Consider the following 15,781-nt stretch of genomic DNA (forward strand, 5'->3'; position numbering starts at 1 on the left):
GCACCGTGCGGGAGCGCGCGGTTCGGCGGCGTGCGGTTCAGCGGCGTGCGGTCCCGGGCCGTTCGTGGCTCACCCAGGCCGTACGGACCTCCTTCCAGCAGCGTCCGGTGAGCTGGACACGGCCGGCCGGGCCCAGGGGGACGGCGGCGCCGTCCCCGTCGACGTCCCACCAGCGGTCGCACTCCACGTGCAGCCGGAGCAGGTCGGTCTCGGGGTAGCCGTTGTGGCAGTACGCCACCACCAGCGAGCCGTCGATCTCGGTGTCGCAGTCGGCGCCGAACAGTTCCCGGGCGCCGGCGGGGGTCTCGGGCCGGACGGGTGGCTCGGCGGGGATGTCGGCGAGGTCCACGGCGGCCGGGGCCGCCGCTTCGGGCCCGTGGGCCGGGTCCTGGCCGCCGTGCTGCGCGACGGCTCCCGGGATCAGGAGTCCGGTCAGGACCACGGAGGTGACCAGCAGCGATACCGCTCGGCTCGGCCTCGCGCGCACGCCCCCACCTCCTCCCCGTACCGGCCGGGAAGATCCCGGCCTGGTCAGTTTGCAGGCATCTGTCCTGGTTTTCGACTCGGGAAGATCCGGTCAGCCGACGAACATCCGGTCGAAGACGCGGAAACGGCGGTGGCCGCGCCCTCCCTGAGGAGAGCGCGGCCACCGCCGTACGTCCGGGACCGGGGTCCGGGGTCAGGCACCCATCGCGTGCAGGCCGCCGTCCACGTGGACGATCTCGCCGGTGGTCTTCGGGAACCAGTCCGACAGCAGCGCCACGACGCCCTTGCCCGCCGGCTCCGGGTCGCTCATGTCCCACTCCAGCATGGAGCGGTTGTTCCAGACCTCCGCCAGCTCGCCGAAGCCCGGGATGGACTTCGCGGCCATGGAGCCGATCGGACCGGCCGAGACCAGGTTGCAGCGGATGTTCTCCTTGCCCAGGTCGCGGGCGAGGTAGCGGCTGGTGGCCTCCAGGGCCGCCTTGGCCGGGCCCATCCAGTCGTACTGCGGCCAGGCGTACTGCGCGTCGAAGGTGAGGCCGACAATGGCCGCGCCCTCCGCCGGGAACAGCGGCTTGCAGGCCATGGTCAGCGACTTCAGCGAGAACGCCGAGACGTGCATGGCCGTGGCGACCGACTCGAACGGGGTGTTCAGGAAGTTGCCGCCCAGGGCGTCCTGCGGGGCGAAGCCGATGGAGTGCACGACCCCGTCGAGGCCGCCGAGCTCGTCGCGGACGAGCTGCTCCAGGCGGTCCAGGTGCTCCTGGTTGGTGACGTCGAGCTCGATCACCTTGACCGGCTTGGGCAGCTTCCGCGCGATGCGCTCGGTCAGCGTGGGACGCGGGAAGGCGGTGAGGATGACCTCGGCGCCCTGCTCCTGGGCCAGCTTGGCGGTGTGGAAAGCGATGGAGGACTCCATCAGCACCCCGGTGATGAGGATGCGCTTGCCTTCAAGAATTCCGCTCATGTGATCAGTGACCCATGCCCAATCCGCCGTCAACGGGAATGACGGCTCCGGTGATGTACGCGGCGTCGTCGGACGCCAGGAAGCTCACGGCTGCCGCGATCTCCTCGGGCTGCGCGTAACGGGCGAGCGGCACCTGGGCGACGATGCCCGCGCGCTGCTCGTCGGTCAGCACCTTCGTCATGTCCGTGTCCACGAAACCGGGAGCGACCACGTTGAAGGTGATGTTGCGCGAGCCCAGCTCGCGGGCGAGCGACCGGGCGAAGCCCACCAGCGCGGCCTTGGAGGCGGCGTAGTTGGCCTGGCCGGCCGAGCCGAGCAGCCCCACGACCGAGGAGATCAGGACCACACGGCCCTTCTTCGCCCGCAGCATGCCACGGTTGGCGCGCTTGACCACGCGGAAGGTGCCGGTGAGGTTCGTGTCGACGACGGACGCGAAGTCCTCCTCGGACATCCGCATCAGCAGCGTGTCCTTCGTGATGCCGGCGTTGGCCACCAGCACCTCGACGTTGCCGTGCTTCTCCTCGATCTCCTTGTAGGCCTGCTCCACCTGCTCGGAGTCGGTGATGTCGCAGCGCACCGCCAGCACACCCAGCGAGGTGAGCGCCTCCGGGGGCTCGCCCGACCGGTACGTGATCGCGACCTTGTCGCCGGCCTGTGCGAAGGCTCGGGCGATGGCGAGGCCGATGCCCCGGTTACCTCCGGTGACGAGAACCGAGCGGCTCAACGGATCACCCTTTCGCTAGCTGTCTGAATACCAAAAACCTATAGGCCCCGTCCGAGATCCGGAGAATCGGGCTCCGACAGGGCCTTGCGACGCGCTCTGTCGAGTCCCTACAGAAAGATGTAGGCACAAGAGCCCCGGGTTCGACATGATCGGGGCGACCGGCCCCGACCTCGGGAGGACTTCCGTGGCCCATTCCATCGACGCGGCTTTCACCGCGCTGCCCCTGCGGGCGCTCGCCGACGCGGCGCTCGCCCGGGCGCGCGCGCTGGGCGCTGATCACGCCGACTTCCGGCTGGAGCGGATCCGCAGCGCCTCCTGGCGACTGCGCGACGCCAAGCCCTCGGGCGGCTCCGACACCACCGACCTCGGGTACGCGGTCCGGGTGGTGCACGGGGGCAGCTGGGGCTTCGCCTCGGGCGTGGACCTGACCATGGACGCCGCCGCGCGCGTGGCCTCGCAGGCCGTGGCCATGGCGAAGCTGTCCGCGCAGGTGATCAAGGCGGCCGGTTCCGACGAGCGGGTGGAGCTCGCCGACGAGCCCGTGCACGCCGACAGGACCTGGATCTCCGCCTACGACGTGAACCCCTTCGAGGTTCCCGACGCGGAGAAGGCGGCGCTGCTCGCCGACTGGAGTTCCCGGCTGCTGGCCGCCGAGGGCGTCGCGCACGTGGACGCCTCGCTGCTCGCCGTCCACGAGAACAAGTTCTACGCCGACACCGCCGGCACCTCCACCACCCAGCAGCGGGTACGGATCCACCCGCAGCTCACCGCCGTCGCCGTGAACGCCGCCACCGGCGAGTTCGACTCCATGCGCACCATCGCCCCGCCCGCCGGGCGCGGCTGGGAGTACCTGACCGGCACCGGCTGGGACTGGAACTCCGAGCTGGAGCAGATCCCCGGCCTGCTCGCCGAGAAGATGCGGGCCCCGAGCGTCGAGGCCGGGCGCTACGACCTGGTCGTGGACCCGTCCAACCTGTGGCTCACCATCCACGAGTCCATCGGCCACGCCACCGAGCTCGACCGGGCACTGGGCTACGAGGCGGCGTACGCGGGGACCTCCTTCGCCACCTTCGACCAGCTCGGCACGCTCAAGTACGGCTCCTCGATCATGAACGTGACGGGTGACCGCACCGCCGAGCACGGCCTCGCCACCATCGGCTACGACGACGAGGGCGTCGAGGCGCAGAGCTGGGACCTGGTCAAGGACGGCACCCTGGCCGGCTACCAGCTGGACCGGCGGATCGCGAAGCTCACCGGACTCGGCCGCTCCAACGGCTGCGCCTACGCCGACTCCCCCGGGCACGTGCCGGTGCAGCGGATGGCGAACGTCTCGCTCCAGCCGGATCCGGGCGGGCTGTCCACGGAGGACCTGATCGGCGGGGTCGAGCGCGGGATCTACGTGGTCGGCGACCGGTCCTGGTCCATCGACATGCAGCGCTATAACTTCCAGTTCACCGGGCAGCGCTTCTTCCGCATCGAGAACGGCCGGCTGGCCGGGCAGCTGCGCGACGTCGCGTACCAGGCCACGACCACCGACTTCTGGGGCTCGATGGAGAAGGTCGGCGGCCCCCAGACCTATGTCCTGGGCGGCGCCTTCAACTGCGGCAAGGCCCAGCCGGGCCAGGTGGCGGCGGTCTCGCACGGCTGCCCGTCCGCGCTGTTCCGCGACGTGAACATCCTCAACACCACTCAGGAGGCCGGACGCTGATGTCGACTCGGACCAAGCCCCACGAGATCGTCGAGCGGGCCCTGGAGCTGTCCACCGCCGACGGCTGCGTCGTCATCGCCGACGAGGAGTCCAGCGCCAACCTGCGCTGGGCCGGCAACGCGCTCACCACCAACGGCGTCACCCGCGGCCGGACCCTGACGGTCATCGCGACCGTCGACGGCAAGGAGGGCACGGCCTCGGGGGTCGTCTCGCGCTCCGCCGTCACCGCCGCCGACCTGGAGCCGCTCGTACGGGCCGCCGAGGCGGCCGCCCGGGGTGCCGGGCCCGCCGAGGACGCCCAGCCGCTGGTGACCGGTACGCCCGCCTCGCCGGACTTCACCGACGGCCCGGCCGAGACCTCCTCGGCGGTGTTCGCGGACTTCGCCCCGGCCCTCGGCGAGGCCTTCGCCCGGGCCCGCGCGGGCGGCCGGGAACTGTACGGGTTCGCCAACCACGAGCTCGTCTCCACCTACGTCGGCACCTCGACCGGTCTGCGACTGCGCCACGACCAGCCCAAGGGCACCCTCGAGCTCAACGCCAAGTCCCCCGACCGCACTCGCTCCGCCTGGGCGGGCCGCGCCACCCGGGACTTCAAGGACGTGGACCCGACCGTGCTGGACGCGGAGCTGGCCGTACGGCTGGGCTGGGCCGAGCGGAAGATCGAGCTGCCCGCCGGGCGGTACGAGACCCTGCTCCCGCCGACCGCCGTGGCCGACCTGCTGATCTACCAGATGTGGTCGGCGGCGGCCCGGGACGCGGTGGAGGGCCGGACGGTCTTCTCCAAGCCCGGCGGCGGCACCCGGCTCGGCGAGAAGCTTTCCGAGCTGCCCCTGACCCTGCGCAGCGACCCGAACGCGCCGGGCCTGGAGTCCGCGCCGTTCGTGATCGCGCACAGCTCGGGCGACGACGCCTCGGTGTTCGACAACGGCCTGCCGGTCCCGGCGACCGAGTGGATCAGCGGCGGCGAGCTGGCCCGGCTGACCACGACCCGGCACAGCGCGGCCCTGACCGGCCTGCCGCTGTCCCCGGCCTTCGGGAACCTGATCCTGGACGGGGGCGGCGAGAAGTCCCTGGAGGAGATGGTCGCGGGCACCGAGCGGGGCCTGCTGCTGACCTGCCTCTGGTACATCCGCGAGGTGGACCCGGCCACCCTGCTGCTCACGGGCCTGACCCGGGACGGCGTCTACCTGGTGGAGAACGGGCAGGTCACGGGCGAGGTCAACAACTTCCGCTTCAACGAGTCCCCGGTGGACCTGCTGTCGCGGGCCTCGGAGGCGGGGCGGACCGAGAAGACCCTGCCGCGCGAGTGGGGCGACTGGTTCACCCGGGCCGCGATGCCCGCGCTGCGCATCCCGGACTTCAACATGAGCTCGGTCAGCAAGGGCGTCTGAGCACCTAGACTGACCATGGCAATTTCAGACATCCGAGGAGTCGAGAAACCGTGACGGACATCGTCGACGAACTGAAGTGGCGCGGGCTCTTCGCCCAGTCCACCGACGAAGAAGCGCTGCGCAAGGCGTTCGCGGACGGTCCCGTCACGTTCTATTGCGGCTTCGACCCGACGGCGGCCTCGCTGCACGTGGGGCACCTGGTGCAGGTGCTCACCGTGCGCCGGCTCCAGCAGGCCGGCCACCGGCCGCTGGCGCTGGTCGGCGGGGCCACCGGTCAGATCGGTGACCCGCGCCCGACCGCCGAGCGCACGCTGAACGACCCGGAGACCATCGCGAACTGGGTGACCCGGCTGCGCACGCAGATCGAGCCGTTCCTGTCCTTCGAGGGCGAGAACGCGGCGCTGATGGTCAACAACCTGGACTGGACGGCGGGCATGTCCGCCATCGAGTTCCTGCGGGACATCGGCAAGCACTTCCGCGTCAACAAGATGCTGACGAAGGACTCGGTCGCCAAGCGGCTGGAGTCGGACCAGGGCATCAGCTACACCGAGTTCAGCTACCAGCTGCTCCAGGGCATGGACTTCCTGGAGCTGTACCGGCGCTACGGCTGCGTGCTCCAGCAGGGCGGCTCCGACCAGTGGGGCAACCTGACGGCCGGTCTCGACCTGATCCACCGGGTCGAGCCCGACGCGCACGTGCACGCGATGGCGACCCCGCTGATGGTCAAGGCGGACGGCACCAAGTTCGGCAAGTCCGAGAGCGGCGCCGTCTGGCTGGACCCGGAGATGACCTCCCCGTACGCGTTCTACCAGTTCTGGCTGAACGTGGACGACCGGGACGTCTCCACCTACATGCGGATCCTGTCCTTCAAGTCCCGCGAGGAGCTCGAGGAGCTGGAGGCGCAGACCGCCGAGCGGCCGCAGGCGCGCGCCGCGCAGCGGGCGCTCGCGGAGGAGCTGACCACGCTGGTGCACGGCGCGGACCAGTGCGCCGCCGTGATCGCCGCGTCGAAGGCGCTGTTCGGTCAGGGCGAGCTGGCGGAGCTGGACGGGCCCACGCTGGCCGCGGCCCTGTCCGAGCTGCCGCACGCGCAGGTCTCCGAGCTGGGCCAGGTCGTGGACCTGTTCGCGGAGACGGGCCTGGTCGCGAGCAAGTCCGCCGGGCGCCGGACCGTGAAGGAGGGCGGTGCCTACGTGAACAACGTGAAGGTCACCGCTGAGGACGCGGTCCCCGCGAAGGAGGACCTGCTGCACGGGCGCTGGCTGGTGCTGCGGCGCGGCAAGAAGAACCTGGCCGCCGTCGAGGTGACCGGCGCCTGAGGCCCGGGCACAACGGAACGGCCGAGGGGCCGGCGCGGACGTGACGTCCGCGCCGGCCCCTTCGTCACGGCCCCGCCAGGCCCCGCTAGGTGGTGCGGCTCCTGCCGCCGCGGACGGCCATGTAGGCCATGTCGCCCAGTCCTACGATCAGGACGGCTCCGGCCAGTTGCAGCAGGTGCCGGATCCAGTCGATGCCCCGGGTGTCCTCGACCCCGATCCAGCGGGAGACGGCGTTGCCGAGGACGGCTCCGATAATGCCGAAGACGGTGGTCAGCCAGAGGGGCTGGTGCTGCTTGCCCGGCAGGATGGCGCGGGCTATGAGACCCAGCACGAAACCGACGATGATCGCCCACAACCATTGCATGTCGAGCCTCCCTGTGGCGCGTTGTGCGCATGTGGGCCCAGTTTCGACCCATCCGGCGTACCGCGCATTTCGGACACTGCCGTTCGGGGGACACCCCCTCTCCTCGCGGCGGGGAGGGCGGCGTACCGTGGGAGGGTCCGGGCCGGGGAGTGTCCGGCGGGTGGATCGGGTGGTGGAGCGTGCGGCGGACGAAGCGGAACGAGTCCGGGGTCTTCCGGATCACAGGGGCCCGGATGGGCCTCGCCGAGGACGTACGGGGACGGCAGCGTCGGTACGTGATCTCGATGACCGTGAGAACCCTGTCGGTCGTCGCGACGGTGGTCCTGTGGAACGTGGAGCGCCACGTGGCCATGGTGACGCTGGCCGCCGGTGTGCTGCTGCCGTACATCGCGGTGGTCATCGCGAACGCCGGGCGCGAGTCGACGCCCTCACTGCCCTCGCACTTCGTGCCCGCGCCCGTGCGCCCCGCACTAGACCCGGGAAAGCTCAATAAAAGCTCAGATCAATCATGAAGTTCCGGTGCACCCCACCGGGTCCTGCGTGACATACTGCCTACGCGCTCCGCATCCCCCGTCGGAGCGACGGACCGACGCCGGGCAGCTCCCCCCGTGGCTGCCCGGCGTCGCCCTTCCGGTCGTGGGGGTGTTTGTAGGGTTGAGGCTGTGAACTCCCCTGATACGAACTCCCCGGACGCGACCTCTCCCGACGCGGCCGGCACTGGCGCCGCCACCACCTGTTCGGCCAAGGGCTGCCGTGACGCGGCGGTCTGGGTCCTGGCGTGGAACAACCCGACGCTGCACACCCCGGAGCGCCGCAAGACCTGGCTGGCCTGCGAGGAGCACCGGGAGCACCTCTCGCAGTTCCTGGGGGTCCGCGGGTTCCTCAAGGACGTGGTGAAGCTGGAGGACTGGGTCCAGCCGGAGGGCTCGGAACGCCCTCGATGACCGCTTGAGAAACGCTCGAGCCCCGGCGGAGGCCGGGGCTCGGGGGCGGGCGAAGCGGTGCGGCGGTGCGCGCCCTCAGCCGCCGATCGCCGACATGGGGCGGTCGGGCTGGAGGAAGGACGGGTCGTCGAGGCCGGAGCCGGCCTTCTTGCCCCACATCGCCACCTGCCACAGGCGGGCGATCTCCTCGTCCGGGGCGCCGGAGCGCAGCGCCGCCCGCAGGTCCGACTCCTCGGTGGCGAAGAGGCACGTACGGATCTGGCCGTCGGCCGTGAGCCTCGTACGGTCGCAGGCGCCGCAGAAGGGGCGGGTGACCGAGGCGATGACGCCGACGGTGGCGGGGCCGCCGTCGACCACCCAGCGCTCGGCGGGGGCGGAGCCGCGCTCGTCGGCGCCTTCCTCGGTGAGGGTGAAGCGGGTGCGCAGGGACTCCAGGATGTCACCGGCGGTGATCATGCCGTCGCGCTTCCAGCCGTGCTGGGCGTCGAGGGGCATCTGCTCGATGAAGCGGAGCTCGTACTCGTTCTCCACGGCCCAGGCGAGCAGGTCGGGAGCCTCGTCGTCGTTCAGGCCGGGCATCAGGACGGCGTTGACCTTGACGGGGGTCAGGCCGGCGTCGCGGGCGGCGGCCATGCCGTCGATGACGTCGTGGTGGCGGTCGCGGCGGGTGAGGGTCTTGAAGACCTCGGGGCGCAGCGTGTCGAGAGAAACGTTCACCCTGTCCAGGCCGGCGGCCTTGAGCGCCTGTGCGGTGCGCTTGAGGCCGATGCCGTTGGTGGTCAGGGACATCTTGGGGCGGGGTTCCAGGGCCGCGCAGCGCTCGACGATGCCGACGAGGCCGGGGCGCAGCAGGGGCTCGCCGCCGGTGAAGCGGACCTCGGTGATGCCGAGCTTGGTGACGGCGATGTCGATCAGGCGGACGATCTCGTCGTCGGTGAGCAGATCGGACTTGCCGAGCCACTGCAGGCCCTCCTCGGGCATGCAGTACGTACAGCGCAGATTGCACCGGTCGGTGAGCGAGACGCGCAGGTCAGTGGCCACGCGGCCGTAGGTGTCGAGAAGCACTGTGGGCCCCCTCCCCTGTCCGGTTCTGTAGAGGTCGACGCTGTCGCGGATACGCGGAAGCGCTGTATTCGAGCCTACGCGACGGCTGTGACATGTAGGGGTGCCCGAATGAACGAGACGCGGCGTGGCCGCGTCGTAGAGAAGTACGACGCGGCCACGGCGGGTGTTCGGCGGATTTCAGTGCGCTCCTGTTCCCGTGAGGGAGCGCACCTCCAGCTCGGCGAACTTCTGGGGGTCGGCCTTCTCCTTGGACAGGACGGTTCCCAGCCATCCGAGGAGGAAGCCCAGGGGGATGGAGATGATCCCCGGGTTCTCCAGCGGGAACCAGTAGAAGTCGGCGTCCTTGAACATCGAGGTGGGCTTGCCGGAGACCACCGGCGAGAAGAGCACCAGGCCGACCGCCGAGATCAGGCCTCCGTAGATCGACCACAGCGCGCCCTGGGTGCTGAAGCGCTTCCAGAAGAGGCTGTAGAGGATCGTCGGGAGGTTGGCGGAGGCCGCCACGGCGAAGGCGAGGGCGACCAGGCCGGCGACGTTCAGGTCGCGGGCGAGGGCGCCGAGGCCGATGGCGACGGCGCCGATGACCACGGTGGACCAGCGGGCGGCGCGCACCTCCTCCTTCTCGGTGGCGTTGCCCTTGCGGATGACGTTCACGTAGAGGTCGTGCGCGAAGGACGAGGAGGAGGCGAGGGTCAGGCCCGCCACCACGGCGAGGATGGTCGCGAAGGCCACGGCGGAGATGACGGCGAGCAGGATCGCGCCGCCGGTGGAGCCGGAGCCGCCGCCGATCTCCTGGGCGAGCAGCGGGGCCGCGGTGTTGCCGGCCTTGTTGGAGGCGAGGATGTCGGCCCGCTTGAGCAGGGCGGCGGCGCCGAAGCCGAGGGCGATGGTCATCAGGTAGAAGGCGCCGATGATGCCGATGGCCCAGTTCACGGACTTGCGGGCGGCCTTGGCGGTGGGGACGGTGTAGAAGCGGATCAGGATGTGCGGCAGGCCGGCGGTGCCGAGGACCAGGGCGAGGCCCAGGGAGATGAAGTCCAGCTTCGACAGCGAGTCCTTGCCGTACTTGAGTCCGGGCTCCAGGAACTTGGCGTTCTGGCCGCTGTTCTCGGCGGCCTGGCCCAGCAGGGCGGAGATGTTGAAGTTGAACTTCAGCAGCACCAGGAAGGTGATCAGCAGGGCGCCCGCGATGAGCAGCACCGCCTTGACCATCTGGACCCAGGTGGTGCCCTTCATGCCGCCGATCGTCACGTAGACGATCATCAGGAGGCCGACGAGGGCGACGACGGCGACCTTCCCGCCGTCGCTGGTGATGCCCAGGAGCAGCGAGACGAGCACGCCGGCGCCGGCCATCTGGGCGAGCAGGTAGAAGATCGAGACCACGATGGTGGAGGTGCCGGCGGCGGTGCGGACGGGCCGCTGGCGCATCCGGTACGCGAGGACGTCGCCCATCGTGTAGCGGCCGGAGTTGCGCAGCGGCTCGGCGACGAGCAGCAGGGCCACCAGCCAGGCGACGAGGAAGCCGATGGAGTAGAGGAAGCCGTCGTAGCCGAAGAGGGCGATGGCTCCGGCGATGCCGAGGAAGGACGCGGCGGACATGTAGTCGCCGGAGATGGCCAGGCCGTTCTGGAAGCCGGTGAACTGGCGGCCGCCGGCGTAGAAGTCGGCGGCGTCCTTGGTCTGGCGGCCGGCCCAGATCGTGATGATCAGGGTGGCGACGACGAACAGGCCGAACAGGGTGATGATCAGCGGGCGGTGCTCACTGGCTCCGGCGGCGACCGTCAGGTGCGGGATCGCGCTCACTCTCCGGCCTCCATCCGCTGCTTGATGGCCTTGGCCTTGGGGTCGAGCTTGGCGGCGGCGTGCCGCGAGTACAGCCAGGCGATCAGGAAGGTCGTCGCGAACTGGGCGAGTCCGAGGACGAGGGCGACGTTGATGTTGCCGAAGAGCTTGGTCCCCATGAAGTCGCCCGCATAGCTGGACAGCAGGACGTAGAGCAGGTACCAGGCGATGAAGGCCACGGTGAGCGGGAAGGCGAAGGAGCGGTAGGAGCTGCGCAGTTCGGCGAACTCGGGGCTCTGCTGGACGCGCGCGAACTCCTCGGCGGTGGGGCTCGCCGGGGCCGGTCCCGCGCCGCTGGTCGGCGGCGCTGCTTCGGTGGTCACGGGGGGTTCTCCTTGTGACGCGGGTGCGGTGGGGACGACGGACAAAACAACCTCCGTGTGGGGGGACGGTGGTGCTGATCCCCCCTGTCAACGGCACGGCCGGCGTGTCGGGACGGTTCAACACCCGCTGGTTCTTCCGAAACTGATTCCTCGAACTGATGGCGCAAAGGGGAACGGCGGCACTAGGTTCGCGTGTCATGAACCCGTCCGGCGCGACCGCGCGCGGACGGCTTTTTCAGGATGATGTGGAGAACCCATGGCTCATCTGGGACACGGCCGCCGGCGAGCTCTCGCCGTTCCGGTCGGCCTGGCGCTCACCGCCTCGCTCGCCTTCCTTCCCTCGGTGGCGGCCTCGGCCGCTCCGCTGGGCAACACGGCGGAGTCGGCGACGGCATCGAAGGCCGCGACCACCGGCCCGAAGCTGTCGTACGTGGCGAACCTGACGGCGTACGGGACGGCCAAGCAGGCGAAGAAGGCCATCGAGCAGGCCGGCGGCACGGTGGTGAAGGCGTACGACGAGATCGGCGTCGTCGTCGCGCACTCCCAGAACCCGGACTTCGCCAAGCAGCTGCGGACCCAGCGCAACCTCTTCGTGTCGGTCGGCGCCACCCGCACGGCCCCCCTCAGCACGGTGCAGACCACCGAGGAGGGCACGACCCAGAAGCTGAGCGCCGAGGACGCGGCGAAGGCGGCCGCGCAGGCCGAGCCCGGGCAGGAGCCCCTGGAGTCCAACCAGTGGGACCTGCGGGCGATCAAGGCCGACCAGGCGCACAAGATCAACGATGGCAGCCCGGACGTCACGGTGGGCGTCATCGACACGGGTGTCGACGACACGCACCCCGATCTGGCCGCCAACTTCTCCAAGGGCCAGTCCGCCAACTGCGTCGGCGGTGTCGCGGACACCACCGAGGGCGCCTGGCGCCCGTACGCGGACGGCAGTGACCACGGCACGCACGTGGCGGGCACCATAGCGGCCGCCCGCAACGGCATCGGCGTCAGCGGCGTGGCGCCCGGCGTCAAGGTCGCCGCGATCAAGGTGAGCGAGCCCACGAGCAGCCTCTTCTACACCGAGGCGGTCGTCTGCGGCTTCATGTTCGCCGCAGAGAAGGGGATCGAGGTGACCAACAACAGCTACTACGTCGACCCGTGGAACTACACCTGCAAGAACGACGACGACCAGAAGGCGCTGGTGGAGGCCCTCTCCCGGGCCACCAAGTACGCCGAGCGCAAGGGCGTCCTCAACGTGGCCTCGGCCGGCAACTCCAACCACGACCTGGCGGCCGCCTCGATCGAGGACGCCACCAGCCCGAACGACACCGTCCCGGTGCCGCGCACCTTCGACCCGAAGGTCTGCCTGGACCTGCCCACCCAGCTGCCGGGTGTGGTCACGGTGAGCGCGACCGGTGACAAGGGCTTCAAGTCGTACTACTCCAGCTACGGCCTGGGCGTCGTGGACGTCGCGGCCCCCGGCGGCGACAAGTGGCAGGTCCCGGCCACCCCGGACGCCAACGGCCGCGTGCTGTCGACCGTCCCGGGCGGCGGCTACGGCTACAAGCAGGGCACCTCGATGGCCGGCCCGCACGTCGCGGGCGTCGCGGCGCTGCTCAAGAGCGCGCACCCGTGGGCCGCGCCCTCGCAGATCCAGGCCATGCTCAAGGCGCAGGCGACGAAGACCGCGTGCCCGGAGAAGATCTACGACGGCACCGGCAACCTGATCGACGCCACCACCTGCCAGACCAAGTGGGGCCAGACGGGCTACTACGGCGCGGGCGTCGTCGACGCCCTCAAGGCCGTCAAGTAACACGGCGTACGAGGGGAGGGGCCGGCCGGGACGTCGTCCCGGCCGGCCCCTCCTTCGCGCTCCCGCCCGGTCAGGGCTTGATCATGACCTTGAGGGCGCTGCGGTCGTCCATCGCCCGGTAGCCGTCCGGGACCTCGTCGAGGGACACGGCGCGGTCGAAGACGGGCGCCGGGTCGATCGCGCCGCTCAGCACGTCCGCCAGCAGCTCCGGGATGTAGGCGCGGACCGGGGCGACGCCGCCGCGCAGGGAGATGTTGCGGTCGAACATCACGCCGAGGTCGAGGCCGGTGCCGCTGCCGTGCGGGACGCCGACGTAGCCGACGGCGCCGCCGTCGCGGGTGATGTTCACGGCCGTGCGCATGGACGTCTCGGTGCCGACGGCCTCGATGACCGCGTGGGCGCCCTGGCCGCCGGTGAGCTCGCGGACGGCGGCCTCGGCGGCCTCGCCGCGCTCGGCGACGACGTCGGTGGCCCCGAAGAGCCTGGCGATGTCGGTGCGGACGGTGTGGCGGCCCAGGGCGATGATCCGCTCGGCGCCCAGGCGCTTGGCGGCGAGCACCCCGCACAGGCCGACCGCGCCGTCGCCGACGACGGCCACGGTGGAGCCCTTGCGGACGCCCGCGCCCAGGGCGGCGTGGTGGCCGGTGCCCATGACGTCGGAGAGGGCCAGCAGCGAGGTCAGCAGGTGGTCGTCGGAGACGGCGTCGGCGGGCAGCTTCACGAGGGTGCCGTCGGCGTGCGGGACGCGGACGGCCTCGCCCTGGCCGCCGTCGTGGCCCACGGAGCCCCAGAAGCCGCCGTGCACGCAGGAGGTGTACAGGCCCTCGGAGCAGTAGTCGCAGGTGCCGTCGGACCACATGAAGGGGGCGACGACGAGGTCACCGGCGCGCAGGCCCGAGACGGCGGAGCCGGTCTCCTCGACGATGCCGAGGAACTCGTGGCCGATCCGCTGGCCGGGCTGGCGCTCGGCCTCGCCGCGGTAGGCCCACAGGTCGCTGCCGCAGATGCAGGCACGCAGGACGCGGACGACGGCGTCCTCGGGGCGCTGGATCGCAGCGTCGGGCACCTCCTCCACGCGGATGTCGTGCGGGGCGTGGATGACGGTGGCGCGCATGGTGGTGCAGTCCTCCGGTCGGGGGTTGTTCAGTCTTGTATGACTTCCCTACGGTACGCCTGCGCGGAGGTGGTCGCGTCCGGGGTCGTCTCCGCGCTCCCGGCCGCGGTCACCGCGCCCCTGGCCAGCAGGTACTGGGCGGCGAGGTAGGTGGCCATGATCCAGAAGTCGGGCCGGGGCAGCTGCGGCCACTCGGCGACCCCCGTGGCGATGAGGGTGTCGGAGAGCAGGAACAGCGCCCCGCCGATGCCCGCGGCGCGGCCGAGGGCGGCGGAGCGGTAGGCCATGGCGGTGAGCAGCAGGCTGTACCCGGCGACGGGGATCCGCAGGTCCGCCGGGAGGTCCCCCCAGAGCAGGGCGACGGTCCCGACGAGCGCGAGGGCGTACGCGGCCCCGAGCGCGGGAGACGTCCTGCCCCGGCCGAAGAGCAGCAGGTAGCAGACGTGCCCGGCGGCGAAGGAGCCCATGCCGGCGAGGAAGGCCGGCTCGGCGTCGAAGAGCAGCGCGAGGTCCCCGCCCCAGCCGAACAGCAGGGCGGCGACGAGCAGCCGCGGGGCGCGGGGGCGGCGGGTGAGCACGTAGGCCACCAGCAGCGGCATCAGCAGCGGCTTGGCGATGACGTGCCCGAGGTGCCAGTCGGCGAGCAGCGAGCCCAGGTCGGCGGCGGCCGCCGCACCGAAGGCCCCGAGCAGCAGCCGGCCCGCGGCGGCGCTCACGCGGCCGTCTCCCGCTCCGGCGCGGGCGCCGCCTCGGGGGCGGGCGTGGATGCCGGGGCGGGCGCCGTCCCGGGGGCCGGGGCGGGCTGCCAGCCGGGGCCGCCGAAGACCCGCCCGGCGCGCTCGCGCCAGCCGCTGGCGGCGCGGACGTCGCGGGCGATGGCGGCGTACTCGTGGGTGGCGACGCGCAGCGGGTTGTAGGTGCTGATGTTCTTGGTCAGCCCGAAGACGGGCTTGTCGGTCTCCCCCACCCACGACCCGAACATCCGGTCCCACACGATCAGGATCCCGGCGAAGTTGCGGTCCAGGTAGCCCCCTTGGGAGGCGTGGTGGACGCGGTGGTGCGAGGGGGTGTTGAAGACGAACTCGACGGGGCGCGGCAGTTTGCCGATGCGCTCGGTGTGGATCCAGAACTGGTACACGAGGTTGACGGAGTAGCAGAAGGCGACGGCCGCCGGGTGCACGCCGAGGGCGATCATCGGCAGGTAGAACGGCCAGGAGGTCCAGCTGGTCCAGGGCTGGCGCAGGGCGGTGGTGAGGTTGAACTTGCGGCTGCTGTGGTGGACGACGTGGCAGGCCCACAGGATCCGGATGACGTGGTGCCCGCGGTGCTGCCAGTAGTAGAGGAAGTCCTGCACGAGCAGCATGAGCAGCACGGTCCACCACAGGACGGGGACGCGCAGCGGGGTCAGCTCGTAGACCGCCGCGTAGATCAGGGCGATCGGGATCTTCCAGAGGAAGTCGAAGACGAGACTGCCGATGCCCATGCCGAGGCTGGTCACGGCGTCCTTGGTCTCGTACCCGGCGGCGTCCTCGTCGGGATGGATCCGGTAGCTCACGAGCTCGACGACGGTGAGCAGCACGAAGGCGGGTATGGACCACAGCACGACATCGGGCAGGTTCGGCATGCCCGCACCATAGAGGCGCTTTCGGGGGTGCCGCTAGGGGTTGTTACCGATCGGTATCCATCGATGTTACCGGCGGTTCGCGCGATAGGGTCCGGGCCGGGAGAGCACCTGG

At 70.9% G+C, this 15,781-nt stretch carries 16 protein-coding genes; 6 read left to right on the plus strand and 10 right to left on the minus strand.

Features of this window, described 5'->3' with window-relative positions; genetic code table 11:
* Positions 1 to 37: 37 nt before the first annotated feature.
* The 3 genes from OOK31_RS21840 to fabG form a co-directional block, all read right to left on the minus strand.
* Positions 38 to 487: a hypothetical protein gene (locus tag OOK31_RS21840; protein WP_267088983.1), complete on the minus strand. Its 450-nt coding sequence runs from the start codon at positions 485 to 487 to the stop codon at positions 38 to 40.
* 192 nt (positions 488 to 679) lie between these two features.
* Complete coding sequence (gene fabI, locus OOK31_RS21845) at positions 680 to 1,450, minus strand: enoyl-ACP reductase FabI (RefSeq protein WP_267088984.1); 771 nt, start codon at positions 1,448 to 1,450, stop codon at positions 680 to 682.
* Between the two features lie 4 nt (positions 1,451 to 1,454).
* Positions 1,455 to 2,174 carry a 3-oxoacyl-[acyl-carrier-protein] reductase gene (fabG, locus tag OOK31_RS21850; RefSeq protein WP_267088985.1) on the minus strand — a complete coding sequence of 240 codons (720 nt, stop codon included), beginning with the start codon at positions 2,172 to 2,174 and terminating at the stop codon, positions 1,455 to 1,457.
* A 184-nt stretch (positions 2,175 to 2,358) separates the two neighbouring features.
* Here fabG and OOK31_RS21855 point away from each other — a divergent pair, with 184 nt between their 5' ends.
* Genes OOK31_RS21855 through tyrS form a run of 3 tightly spaced genes read left to right on the plus strand, consistent with a single transcriptional unit; the run spans position 2,359 to position 6,592 of the window.
* Entirely contained in the window at positions 2,359 to 3,882 is a 1,524-nt protein-coding gene (locus OOK31_RS21855; protein ID WP_267088986.1) for a TldD/PmbA family protein, read from the plus strand.
* Positions 3,882 to 5,273: a metallopeptidase TldD-related protein gene (locus tag OOK31_RS21860; protein WP_267088987.1), complete on the plus strand. Its 1,392-nt coding sequence runs from the start codon at positions 3,882 to 3,884 to the stop codon at positions 5,271 to 5,273. The genes OOK31_RS21855 and OOK31_RS21860 overlap by 1 nt, the downstream gene beginning before the upstream one ends.
* Positions 5,274 to 5,323: 50 nt before the next feature.
* The gene (gene tyrS / locus OOK31_RS21865) at positions 5,324 to 6,592 is read left to right on the plus strand and encodes a tyrosine--tRNA ligase (RefSeq protein ID WP_267088988.1); all 1,269 of its coding nucleotides are present in this window, start codon (positions 5,324 to 5,326) and stop codon (positions 6,590 to 6,592) included.
* An 85-nt stretch (positions 6,593 to 6,677) separates the two neighbouring features.
* Here the strand turns inward: tyrS and OOK31_RS21870 are convergent, their stop codons facing one another.
* Positions 6,678 to 6,956: a GlsB/YeaQ/YmgE family stress response membrane protein gene (locus OOK31_RS21870; protein ID WP_267088989.1), complete on the minus strand. Its 279-nt coding sequence runs from the start codon at positions 6,954 to 6,956 to the stop codon at positions 6,678 to 6,680.
* Between the two features lie 149 nt (positions 6,957 to 7,105).
* Here OOK31_RS21870 and OOK31_RS21875 point away from each other — a divergent pair, with 149 nt between their 5' ends.
* The gene (locus tag OOK31_RS21875) at positions 7,106 to 7,468 is read left to right on the plus strand and encodes a DUF3099 domain-containing protein (protein WP_267088990.1); all 363 of its coding nucleotides are present in this window, start codon (positions 7,106 to 7,108) and stop codon (positions 7,466 to 7,468) included.
* A gap of 150 nt (positions 7,469 to 7,618) precedes the next feature.
* Positions 7,619 to 7,900: a hypothetical protein gene (locus tag OOK31_RS21880; protein WP_267088991.1), complete on the plus strand. Its 282-nt coding sequence runs from the start codon at positions 7,619 to 7,621 to the stop codon at positions 7,898 to 7,900.
* Between the two features lie 75 nt (positions 7,901 to 7,975).
* On the opposite strand, the gene moaA is transcribed toward OOK31_RS21880, so the two are convergent.
* The 3 genes from moaA to OOK31_RS21895 form a co-directional block, all read right to left on the minus strand.
* Positions 7,976 to 8,965: a GTP 3',8-cyclase MoaA gene (gene moaA, locus OOK31_RS21885; RefSeq protein ID WP_267088992.1), complete on the minus strand. Its 990-nt coding sequence runs from the start codon at positions 8,963 to 8,965 to the stop codon at positions 7,976 to 7,978.
* Positions 8,966 to 9,142: 177 nt separating this feature from the next.
* Positions 9,143 to 10,768, minus strand: coding sequence for a cation acetate symporter (locus tag OOK31_RS21890; protein WP_267088993.1), 1,626 nt, complete (start codon positions 10,766 to 10,768; stop codon positions 9,143 to 9,145).
* Positions 10,765 to 11,130 carry a DUF485 domain-containing protein gene (locus OOK31_RS21895; protein ID WP_267088994.1) on the minus strand — a complete coding sequence of 122 codons (366 nt, stop codon included), beginning with the start codon at positions 11,128 to 11,130 and terminating at the stop codon, positions 10,765 to 10,767. Before OOK31_RS21895 ends, OOK31_RS21890 begins: the two co-directional genes overlap by 4 nt.
* A 256-nt stretch (positions 11,131 to 11,386) precedes the next feature.
* Between OOK31_RS21895 and OOK31_RS21900 the strand changes: the two genes are divergently transcribed.
* On the plus strand, positions 11,387 to 12,931 hold the full coding sequence (locus OOK31_RS21900; RefSeq protein WP_267088995.1) for a S8 family serine peptidase: 1,545 nt from the start codon (positions 11,387 to 11,389) through the stop codon (positions 12,929 to 12,931).
* A gap of 70 nt (positions 12,932 to 13,001) precedes the next feature.
* Here the strand turns inward: OOK31_RS21900 and OOK31_RS21905 are convergent, their stop codons facing one another.
* The 3 genes from OOK31_RS21905 to OOK31_RS21915 are packed head-to-tail and all read right to left on the minus strand — an operon-like array spanning position 13,002 to position 15,669.
* On the minus strand, positions 13,002 to 14,045 hold the full coding sequence (locus OOK31_RS21905) for a zinc-dependent alcohol dehydrogenase family protein (RefSeq protein WP_267088996.1): 1,044 nt from the start codon (positions 14,043 to 14,045) through the stop codon (positions 13,002 to 13,004).
* Positions 14,046 to 14,074: 29 nt separating this feature from the next.
* Entirely contained in the window at positions 14,075 to 14,761 is a 687-nt protein-coding gene (locus tag OOK31_RS21910; protein ID WP_267088997.1) for a lysoplasmalogenase, read from the minus strand.
* Entirely contained in the window at positions 14,758 to 15,669 is a 912-nt protein-coding gene (locus tag OOK31_RS21915; RefSeq protein WP_267088998.1) for a sterol desaturase family protein, read from the minus strand. The genes OOK31_RS21910 and OOK31_RS21915 overlap by 4 nt, the downstream gene beginning before the upstream one ends.
* Positions 15,670 to 15,781 lie beyond the last annotated feature (112 nt).

Source organism: Streptomyces sp. NBC_00249 (assembly GCF_026342355.1).
Taxonomy (GTDB): Bacteria; Actinomycetota; Actinomycetes; order Streptomycetales; family Streptomycetaceae; genus Streptomyces.

What these genes read in the sequence shown, in the direction of transcription:
- OOK31_RS21870 (WP_267088989.1), bottom strand. Translation starts at nt 6,956, where the DNA reads ATGCAATGGTTGTGGGCGATCATCGTCGGTTTCGTGCTGGGTCTCATA.
- fabI (WP_267088984.1), bottom strand. Translation starts at nt 1,450, where the DNA reads ATGAGCGGAATTCTTGAAGGCAAGCGCATCCTCATCACCGGGGTGCTG.
- OOK31_RS21900 (WP_267088995.1), top strand. Translation starts at nt 11,387, where the DNA reads ATGGCTCATCTGGGACACGGCCGCCGGCGAGCTCTCGCCGTTCCGGTC.
- OOK31_RS21915 (WP_267088998.1), bottom strand. Translation starts at nt 15,669, where the DNA reads ATGCCGAACCTGCCCGATGTCGTGCTGTGGTCCATACCCGCCTTCGTG.
- OOK31_RS21905 (WP_267088996.1), bottom strand. Translation starts at nt 14,045, where the DNA reads ATGCGCGCCACCGTCATCCACGCCCCGCACGACATCCGCGTGGAGGAG.
- OOK31_RS21860 (WP_267088987.1), top strand. Translation starts at nt 3,882, where the DNA reads ATGTCGACTCGGACCAAGCCCCACGAGATCGTCGAGCGGGCCCTGGAG.